General features: G+C 53.3%; 7 protein-coding genes. 5 read left to right on the top strand and 2 right to left on the bottom strand.

Features of this window, described 5'->3' with window-relative positions; genetic code table 11:
- Nucleotides 1-136: 136 nt before the first annotated feature.
- Complete coding sequence (locus B2Z72_RS02855) at nt 137-1,114, bottom strand: ABC transporter permease (RefSeq protein ID WP_297004109.1); 978 nt, start codon at nt 1,112-1,114, stop codon at nt 137-139.
- Between the two features lie 9 nt (nt 1,115-1,123).
- A complete protein-coding gene (locus tag B2Z72_RS02850) occupies nt 1,124-3,289 on the bottom strand; it encodes an ABC transporter substrate-binding protein (protein WP_297004107.1) in 2,166 nt (721 codons plus the stop codon).
- 650 nt (nt 3,290-3,939) lie between these two features.
- Between B2Z72_RS02850 and rsxA the strand changes: the two genes are divergently transcribed.
- The 5 genes from rsxA to rsxG all read left to right on the top strand — a co-directional run.
- The gene (rsxA, locus tag B2Z72_RS02845; RefSeq protein WP_296980292.1) at nt 3,940-4,521 is read left to right on the top strand and encodes an electron transport complex subunit RsxA; all 582 of its coding nucleotides are present in this window, start codon (nt 3,940-3,942) and stop codon (nt 4,519-4,521) included.
- Nucleotides 4,522-4,529: 8 nt separating this feature from the next.
- Nucleotides 4,530-5,135 carry an electron transport complex subunit RsxB gene (gene rsxB / locus B2Z72_RS02840; RefSeq protein ID WP_296980295.1) on the top strand — a complete coding sequence of 202 codons (606 nt, stop codon included), beginning with the start codon at nt 4,530-4,532 and terminating at the stop codon, nt 5,133-5,135.
- Nucleotides 5,132-7,396, top strand: coding sequence for an electron transport complex subunit RsxC (gene rsxC / locus B2Z72_RS02835; protein ID WP_296980299.1), 2,265 nt, complete (start codon nt 5,132-5,134; stop codon nt 7,394-7,396). Before rsxB ends, rsxC begins: the two co-directional genes overlap by 4 nt.
- Nucleotides 7,397-7,398: 2 nt before the next feature.
- A complete protein-coding gene (rsxD, locus tag B2Z72_RS02830; RefSeq protein WP_296980300.1) occupies nt 7,399-8,448 on the top strand; it encodes an electron transport complex subunit RsxD in 1,050 nt (349 codons plus the stop codon).
- Nucleotides 8,449-8,457: 9 nt separating this feature from the next.
- Nucleotides 8,458-9,179, top strand: a 722-nt coding sequence (gene rsxG / locus B2Z72_RS02825; protein WP_297004104.1) for an electron transport complex subunit RsxG, incomplete at its 3' end; no start/stop codon positions are given.

Below are 9,179 nucleotides of genomic sequence, written 5' to 3'. Positions count from 1 at the left end.
GAAGAAAATACCGACTGCCAACGCTTAGCGGAAATGGGCTTATGACGCAGCGACCAGAAGAAACCGCCGATGGCGATCACCAGCAGCAGGATGAGTACATCACTCCACAATACAACGGGTTTAAACAGCATTTCACTCATGACAGACGCACCCGTGGATCAACCAGTGTGTAGGAAATATCCGTCAGAATCAGCCCGATGATGTAAAGCACAGAGCCAAGAAACACCATGCTGCGCACAATGGCAAAATCCTGAGCCTGAATAGCATTCAGGGTATAACTGCCAAGCCCCGGGATACCGAAGAAAGATTCCATCAGCAGACTGCCCATAAACAGGGATGGGATCACCACCACCACACTGGTCAGTATAGGAATGAGTCCATTGGGAAGAATGTGGCGGAACAGTACAGCAGATTCCGACACGCCTTTGGCGCGGGCGGTTCGCACATAATCTTTGTTTGCTTCTTCCAGAAACAGCGTCCGGTACAGACGCGTACCACCCCCAATGCCGCTGATAACGCCCAGGATGACCGGCAGAATCAGAAAGCGCACTGCGTCCGCTCCGTACAGATAACCGGAGATCGGTACCAGGTGCCACATTTTGGCGAAGAAATACTGGCCAAAGAAAATGTAAAACACACTGGAGATCGACATCAGTGCAACACAGAACACCATAGCCGCGGTGTCGAACAGACTGGCACGGAACATCACAATGAACAGAGAAAATACGATATTTACCGTAATACCGATCACAAAGGTCGGCAGCGCCAGCGCCAGGCTGGGCCACATACGCTCGGAAATATCACTGGCAATATCGCGTCCTTCATCGGACTTACCAAAATCAAAAACAAACAGCCGCACGGATTTGTCAAAAAAGATGGTATCTGTCAGCAGACCTTTACTGTCCTCTTCGCTGTTCAGAAATAAAGGTTTGTCGTAACCACGCAACGCCTTCCACTGATCAATGGCATCCTGGGAAATATGCTTATCACCCAGCTGCACCCGTGCCATCTGGTCCGGTGTATTAACCACAAAAAAGAGTGCAAAAGTCAGTACATTCACCCCAATCAGAATGGGAATGGCGTAGCCGAGGCGACGGATAATATAGGCAAGCATAACGTCTCCTTATTTCCGTCCCGGATGAATACGGCGCTGCTGACGACGGCGATAAGCCCGGATTCCCGGGATCGCCAGAAGCAGGACGATGGCCGCAACAATAATCAGTGGCCACAATACCGGACGATTCCATTGCCGCTGTGATTGCTGGCGCAACTGCGGATCAACTGCAAAGTATTTCAGTACCGCCTTACTGATTCCGTGTGGCTTGGTATTCTCAACCCACTGGTTATTCAGAATGTAAGACAGCGGATGCCAGGCCGACAGCCAGGGCGTATCCCGCTGCACAATAGCAACCATTTTGCGGATAATATCCATGCGCTGCGGAGAATCTTCCATCAGCTGCATTTGCTCAAACAGACGATTGTATTCCGCGTTATTGTAATTCGTGGAGTTAACACCACTGCCGCCATTGGCAACCTGCCCATTGGGCCCGTACAACAGAAACATAAAGTTTTCCGCATCCGGATAATCCGCCAGCCAGCCCCACTGAAACAGCTGGGCATTACCCGTACCCATTTTCTCTTTAAAACGGTTGTAATCCGTGCCGCGCACATTGAGCTGGATGTTCAGCTTCTTAAACTGCTCAATCATCCAATTGAGCGTCGCGCTGCTGCCGCCACCTGTGGTATCCAGATTGAGTACCAATGGTTCACCGGTTACTGCATTACGTCCCTGCGGATACCCGGCTTCGGCGAGAAGGCGTTTCGCTTCATCCAGCGGTTTACGTTGTGGCTCACCATTCTTCCAGTCAAACACATACGGGTTAATGCCCTCTTTGCCACTCTGGTAACCAAAGATCCCCGGGGGAATCGGCCCCATAGAGACTTCGCCGCGACCGTTGTAAAAAATTGAAATATTTTCCTGCGCATCGTAGGCAATGGCCAATGCCTGGCGCAGCTTACGCTTTTTCGCCCGTTCTTCTTTGCTGCCTGTATCCCCAATCACAGGGTCGAGCATATTCACACCGAAATAATAGGTACCCAGCACCACTTCTTTTTCCAGTCGGATGCCTTTCTGCTGCATTTCATCGGTGAGATTGATGCCATCACCACTGATACGGATTGCCTGATCAAAACTGTCGCCGGAAATACCAGAACGGTCGTAGTAGCCCTGCAAAAATTTGGTCCACAACGGAATCGCTTCTTTTTCCAGGCGGTAGACGGCTTTGTCCAGCAGAGGCAGTGGTTTACCGGCATCAGCCAACAATCCAGCCTCAGCGTCACCTTCATCACCTTCGGAAGGGTACACATCCTGATGATAATTTGGATTGCGCTCGAGAATAATTACTTCATTGGGATTATTGCGCGTCATCATAAAGGGGCCAGTGCCCACCGGGTGCCAGTCGAGCACGATATTACGCTGGGCCAGTCCGGGCAGATGATAAAAGCGATCCGCTTCCCAGGGCATTGGCGCAAAAAAGTGGTAGGCCAGCCAGTATTTAAACTGCGGATATTTGCCTTTCAAACGCACCGAAAAGTGACGTTCGTCGATCAGTTCAAGACCGCTAAAATCCAGCCGGCGTAAATCCAGCCATTGCCCAGCGGGCAGGCTTTCCCGCGCACTGCTGACACTCTCACTGAACTGCGTCATGCCGTCGATGTATTGACTGAGCAATCCGCGGACCGGCGACAGCAAAGTTGGATCAGCAAGACGTTTAATCTGATAAATATAATCCCCGGCAGTCAGTTCACGGCTGCCGGATTGTTTAAAGTCATCAAAGGCTTTGTACCCGGCCGATTCTTGTTCAGAAGCGAAATCGTAAACAAAGCCACCTACGGCATTTTTCGCAAAAGCGGGATGTGGCTGATATTGAATACCCGGCTTGATTTCAAAGTAATAGGTACTGAAAGCAACGGACTCAGAGTCCTCACCGACCGGTTTGCCATCTGCATCTGTGTACTCAATGCGCGGCATCTCCGTCAGGGTGGACGGAATCAACTCGTAAGGTCGCTTGAGATAATGGTACTCCAGCGGCGGTTGGTAAATATTGTCGATAAAACGCGCTTCGTCTGAACTGTAAGAACGCGCCGGATCAAGATGCTTCGGCCGCTCAGCAAAAGCTGAATAGATAATATTCTGTCCGCTCTCGGACTCGGGGTGCGGATTATTCCAGGCCTGATCGCTGCAGGCTGTCAGCATCAGTACCGTGCTGAACATCAGCACGAAAGACACCAGCCCTGACCAGATCCGGACCGGGACGGCAGCTTCTTTCCGTGGAGCGTGCCATTGGGTAAACAGCAAAGCAGATAATCCTTAATAACAGAATGGGTTTTCTGAACATTCGACTCAAGCCAGAGTGTGCCAAGATTTTCGCTACAGGCAAGCCTATTATTGTCAGTCGCTTGCCTGTCATTTGTCTGTCGCTTGTCTGTCGACCGCCGCCTTGAGCACGGCCTGCCGCTTTCAACTCCGGGCTGAGCAGATATGACTTCAGCTATGCGCGATCTGTAGGCCATCTTAAAGCGACCTGCGAGAAACTGGCGCGAATTCACCCCCACCATACACCCAGAGCAGCAGCTAAGCCATTCATCCTGCAATACGGAAATGCTGCACCGAAGCCATACAACCATTCAGTTATATTCTTGACCCTTATCATCGTCAGCCCTGCAAGGCGCGTTATTCTTGCGCTTCAGCAGCGTGACGGCCTTATTTATCAGGTGACATGTCCTGCTGGCGTAACAATCACTAAGCTTATTCCAAATGATAATTAAAAACCCCAACATACCTTCTTGTATGAAATAACTATCATTTGGGATAATGCGCGGCCATTTTTTGTTTACTGGGCAGACTGTGCCCCGGCGGCCCTGCGGAGCCATTAATTAATGACTGAATACCTGCTGATTCTGGTAAGCACCATACTGGTCAACAACTTTGTCCTGGTACAGTTCCTCGGACTGTGCCCGTTTATGGGAGTGTCCAATAAACTGGAAACCGCCATCGGTATGGGCGCAGCCACGACGTTTGTGCTGACGCTGGCATCCGTGTGCAGTTATCTGGTGTACACCCTGATTCTCGAACCGCTGGGCCTGACCTATCTGAAAACCATCGCCTTTATTATGGTGATTGCAGTGGTGGTGGGCTTTACCGAGATGGCTATCCGCAAGACCAGCCCGGTGCTGTACCGCGTTCTGGGTATCTTCCTGCCACTGATTACCACCAACTGTGCCGTACTGGGTGTCGCCCTGCTCAACATCAAACGCGACAACTCCTTTGTTGAATCCATTCTCTATGGCTTTGGCGCCGCAGTCGGTTTCTCACTGGTTATGGTGCTGTTCGCTGCGCTGCGTGAACGCATTACCGTCGCCGACGTACCCAAGCCGTTTCAGGGCTCAGCCATTGCTATGCTGACTGCCGGCCTTATGTCTCTCGCCTTCCTCGGTTTCACCGGCCTGGTCAGTATTTAGGAGACACTATGACAACTGCACTCTGGACGATTGGCATTGCCATTGGCGTTCTCGCCGTACTTTCCGTCATTTTCGGTGGCCTGCTGGGCTTTGCCGCCGTGCGCTTCAAAGTAGAAGGCAACCCCATCGTTGATCAGATCAACAACCTGCTGCCGCAAACCCAATGCGGCCAGTGTGGCTTTCCCGGCTGTAAGCCTTATGCCGAAGCCATCGCTGACGGTGAAAAAATCAACAAATGCCCGCCCGGTGGCGAAGGCACCATTCAGTCACTGGCCGATCTGCTCGGAGTAGAACCTGAACCACTCGACAGTGAACACGGTGAAGAGAAAGACGTACCCCATGTGGCCCGCATCCGCGAAGACGAATGCATCGGCTGCACTAAGTGCATTCAGGCATGTCCGGTAGATGCCATCCTTGGCGCAGCGAAACAGATGCACACGGTAATCATCGACGAATGCACCGGCTGTGATCTGTGTGTAGAACCCTGCCCGGTCGACTGCATCGATATGCTGCCGGTGGAAACCAACACAGGCAACTGGTACTGGCAGGCTCCGACTTCTGGCGTGGAACTGATCGCCACCGACCGCCGTTCCCTGACCGGAGATGCTGCATGACCAATCTGATTCGCCTGCATACCTTTCATGGCGGCATCCATCCGGCAGAAAACAAGCAGCAATCCACCGCCAAAGCGGTTCAGCCTGCGCCTCTGCCTGCGCAACTGGTGCTGCCACTGCATCAGCATATTGGCGCGCCCGCTGTTCCTGTCGTCAGCGTTGGCGACCATGTATTAAAAGGCCAGCTAATTGCCACAGCCGAAGGTTTTGTCAGCGTTCCACTGCACGCACCTACATCGGGAAAAATCAGCGCCATTGAACCGCGTCCAGTACCACATGCCTCCGGCCTGCAGGACAACTGCATCGTTATCGAGCCCGATGGCAAAGATCAGTGGATCGGGCATAAAGGTCTGCGCGATATTCTCGGCGTCGCAGACCTCGACGATATCGAGCCACGTAAGCTGACCGACCATATCCGCAGCTGCGGTATCGCCGGTATGGGCGGCGCTGGCTTCCCAAGCGCCGTTAAACTGAGTGTAAAACCTGAGAGTATCCATAGCCTGATACTCAACGGCGCCGAATGTGAGCCGTACATTACCGCTGACGATATGCTGATGCGTGAGCGCGCTGAGGAAGTCATTCATGGCGCACAGATTCTGCTGCATATCATTGGCGCAAAACGCTGCCTGATTGGCGTTGAAGACAATAAGCCGGAAGCCATAGAAGCGCTGAACAGCGCGCTGAAAAAACTTAACGAAGAACACCATATTGATGTGGTGACTATTCCGACCAAGTATCCGTCCGGCGGTGAAAAGCAGCTGATCAAAATTCTGACCGGCGAAGAAGTACCGTCCGGCGGTATTCCGGCTTCGCTTGGCATTGTCTGTCAGAACGTCGGCACCGCCGCCGCGATCTATCGCGCTGTGGAATTTGGTGAACCGCTGATTTCACGCATCACCACCCTGACCGGTGACGGCGTGAAAAATCCCGGCAATTTTGAGGTTCTGATCGGTACCCCGGTGAATCACCTGCTCAATCTGGCAGGCTATCAGCCACAGAAACGTGAGCGCGTGATTATGGGCGGCCCGATGATGGGCTTTGCACTGCCGCACACTGATTTACCTGTGATCAAAACCACCAACTGTCTGCTGACGCCGACAGAAAAAGAACTGCCGACCAACGATTTCGCCATGGCCTGCATCCGTTGCGGTATGTGCGCTGAAGCCTGCCCGGCAGAGCTCCTGCCACAGCAGCTCTACTGGTTCAGTAAAGGTCAGGAATTCGATAAAGCCGAACAGCACAACCTGTTCGACTGCATCGAATGCGGCGCCTGTTCTTATGTTTGCCCAAGCCATATTCCGCTGGTGCAATACTACCGTTTTGCCAAAGGCGCGATCCGCGAAGAACGCGAAGCTCACGCCAAATCAGAAAAAGCGCGTCTGCGTTACGAAGAGCGTCTGGCACGTAAAGAACGTGAAGACGCGGAAAAAGAAGAACGTCGCAAAGCACGCGCCGCTGCGGCAGAAGCCGCCCAGAAAGAGAAAAAAGCCGCTGCGGCTGATTCCACTGCAGCCCCTGGTGTTTCTGGTAATAGCGCTGGTAGTGCTGGCAACGAAGAGCTGGAAAAACTGCAGAAAAAACTTGACGCGGCTCAGACGGCAAAAGTCAAAACCCAGGAAAAACTGGACGCGGTCAGAGCCGACGACAGCCTGGCCGATAAAATCCCGGCATTTGAAGCCGCCCTGGCCAAGACTCAGGACAAAATCAAAGAGCTGGTAAAAGAAATTGCAGCCGCGAAAAAAGCAGCGAAAGCGGCCCAGTCAGCACCGGCTGCAGCGTCCGCTGCCGACAAAGGCGACCCGAACAGTCCTGAGCGTCTGCAGCGCAAATGGGAAACCGCACAGGCCCGTCTGGAAACGGCACAAAAACGTCTTGAACAGGCGAAAGCTGAAGGTTCAGACACTGCAGCACTGGAAGACGGTATTGCCAAACAGCAGGTTCGCGTTGATGAAGCCAAAGCCGCTTACGATGCGGCAATCAACGGAACCCCTGTAAACAGCTATCAGGCCACTGCGCCAGCGAAATCCGCTGAAGAATTACGCGCTGAAAGCGAAGCGCTGGAAAAGAAAATTCTCGCCCAGAAAGACCGGGTAGCGAAAATGCAGGAGCGCCACGATATGGCCGTGGCCGACGGTCTTGATACCGTTGATGCACTGGCTGGCGGCGTGAAAAAACAGCAGGACAAACTGCAACAACTGGAACAGGAACTGGCCGCACTGAACGCCAGCGCCGCTTCCGCCACAGAAAACGAGGCCTCCTGACCATGGGTTTGCTGACTCTCTCTTCCCCCCACACGCATGGGCCGAACAGCACCAGCAAAGTGATGGCTACCGCTGCCCTCGCCTGCGTTCCCGGCATTGCCGTGATGACGGCATTTTTTGGCTGGGGCACGTTAATTAATCTGGTGCTGGCTATTGCTACTGCGCTGGCCAGTGAAGCCCTGGTGGTAAAAATCCGCAAACGCCCGGTGTCGTTTTTTCTGAAGGATAACTCTGCACTGGTCACAGGACTGCTGCTCGGTCTCGCATTACCGCCGTTCGCACCGTTCTGGGTGACCATGGTCGCCACCTCTTTTGCTGTGGTATTTTCCAAACAGCTTTATGGCGGCATGGGCAACAATCCGTTTAACCCGGCTATGGTCGGTTATGCGCTGGTACTGGTGTCTTTCCCGGTACAGCTGACAACCAGCTGGGCACTGTCATCCCAGATGTCCGGCGCTGATACAGCCAGCTTTGCCGATACCCTGCAGATTATTTTTGCCGGCCATAAAGAACTGGCGGATGCCTTTACCGGCGCTACGCCACTGGATGCCTATAAGCATCTGATCGTAAAAGGTACTGCCCACGATGTGCTGGCAGAAAACACCTTTAATGGCTGGCTCAACGGCGGCTGGGAATGGATGAACATTGCCTTCCTCGCCGGCGGTCTGTTCCTGCTCTGGCGTCGCATCATTACCTGGCATATTCCTGTCGCCATGCTGGCTGGCCTGAGCGTATGCTCGCTGGTGTTCGGCTGGGATGAAGATATGTACACCCCGCTGTATCTGCACCTGCTCAGTGGCGCAACCATGCTCGGGGCATTCTTTATTGCCACCGATCCGGTGACCGCCTCCACCACGCCGCTGGGCAAGCTGATTTATGGCGCAGGCGTCGGCATTCTGATTTACGTGATCCGTACCTGGGGCTCCTACCCCGATGCCGTGGCTTTTGCCGTACTGCTGATGAATTTTGCCGCGCCTTTTATCGACGCTTACACCCAGCCACGCAGCTACGGCCATGAAAAGGCCCGCCGTGGTCTGCCGGAAAAGGACTGAGGAAAGACGATGAACGAATTACTGGCATCCATTCGCCGTAACGCTGTAGGCCTGGGTCTTTTCGCTCTGGTCACCGCTGGCGCCATTGCGCTGGCTCAGGTCACCACCGCCGACCGTATTGAACATAATATCCGTCTGGCTCAGGCCAAAGCACTGAACCAGATCGTACCTGCCGGTACCTACGACAACGATATTCTGGCCGATACTGTGGCCATCGATCAGCGCTTTAACCAGCAATTGCTTGGCCCTCTGGATGACGACGACCGCATCTATCTGGCACGCAATAACGGCCAGGTGACCACCGTTATCCTGCCAGCGATTGCACCGGACGGCTATACCACTCAGATCAAATTACTGGTCGGTATTCATGCCGATGGCAGCATTGCCGGCGTGCGTATCACCGAACACCGCGAAACCCCCGGACTGGGCGACAAAATCGACCTGAAAAAGTCCGACTGGGTGCTGGAATTCAACGATAAAAATCTGCTGGAAGTTGGCGAAGACGGTTGGGCAGTAAAAAAAGACGGTGGTATTTTTGACCAGTTTACCGGCGCCACCATTACCCCCCGTGCGGTGGTAAAAGCGGTGAAACTTGCACAGAAATTCTTTGATCATCACAAAGACGTGCTGCTCAATATCCCTGCTCCGCAACAACAACAACAACAACAACAACAACAACAACAACAACAACAACAACAACAACAACAACAACAAACGACCGCACAGCAGCA

It is taken from the genome of Thalassolituus sp. UBA6592, assembly GCF_002433655.1.
Taxonomy (GTDB): domain Bacteria; phylum Pseudomonadota; class Gammaproteobacteria; order Pseudomonadales; family Oceanobacteraceae; genus Venatoribacter.
Note: the sequence above shows the minus strand (reverse complement) of the source record. Positions and strands in the feature narration are given on the sequence as shown.

What these genes read in the sequence shown, in the direction of transcription:
- B2Z72_RS02855 (WP_297004109.1), bottom strand. Translation starts at nt 1,114, where the DNA reads ATGCTTGCCTATATTATCCGTCGCCTCGGCTACGCCATTCCCATTCTG.
- rsxD (WP_296980300.1), top strand. Translation starts at nt 7,399, where the DNA reads ATGGGTTTGCTGACTCTCTCTTCCCCCCACACGCATGGGCCGAACAGC.
- rsxB (WP_296980295.1), top strand. Translation starts at nt 4,530, where the DNA reads ATGACAACTGCACTCTGGACGATTGGCATTGCCATTGGCGTTCTCGCC.
- rsxC (WP_296980299.1), top strand. Translation starts at nt 5,132, where the DNA reads ATGACCAATCTGATTCGCCTGCATACCTTTCATGGCGGCATCCATCCG.
- rsxA (WP_296980292.1), top strand. Translation starts at nt 3,940, where the DNA reads ATGACTGAATACCTGCTGATTCTGGTAAGCACCATACTGGTCAACAAC.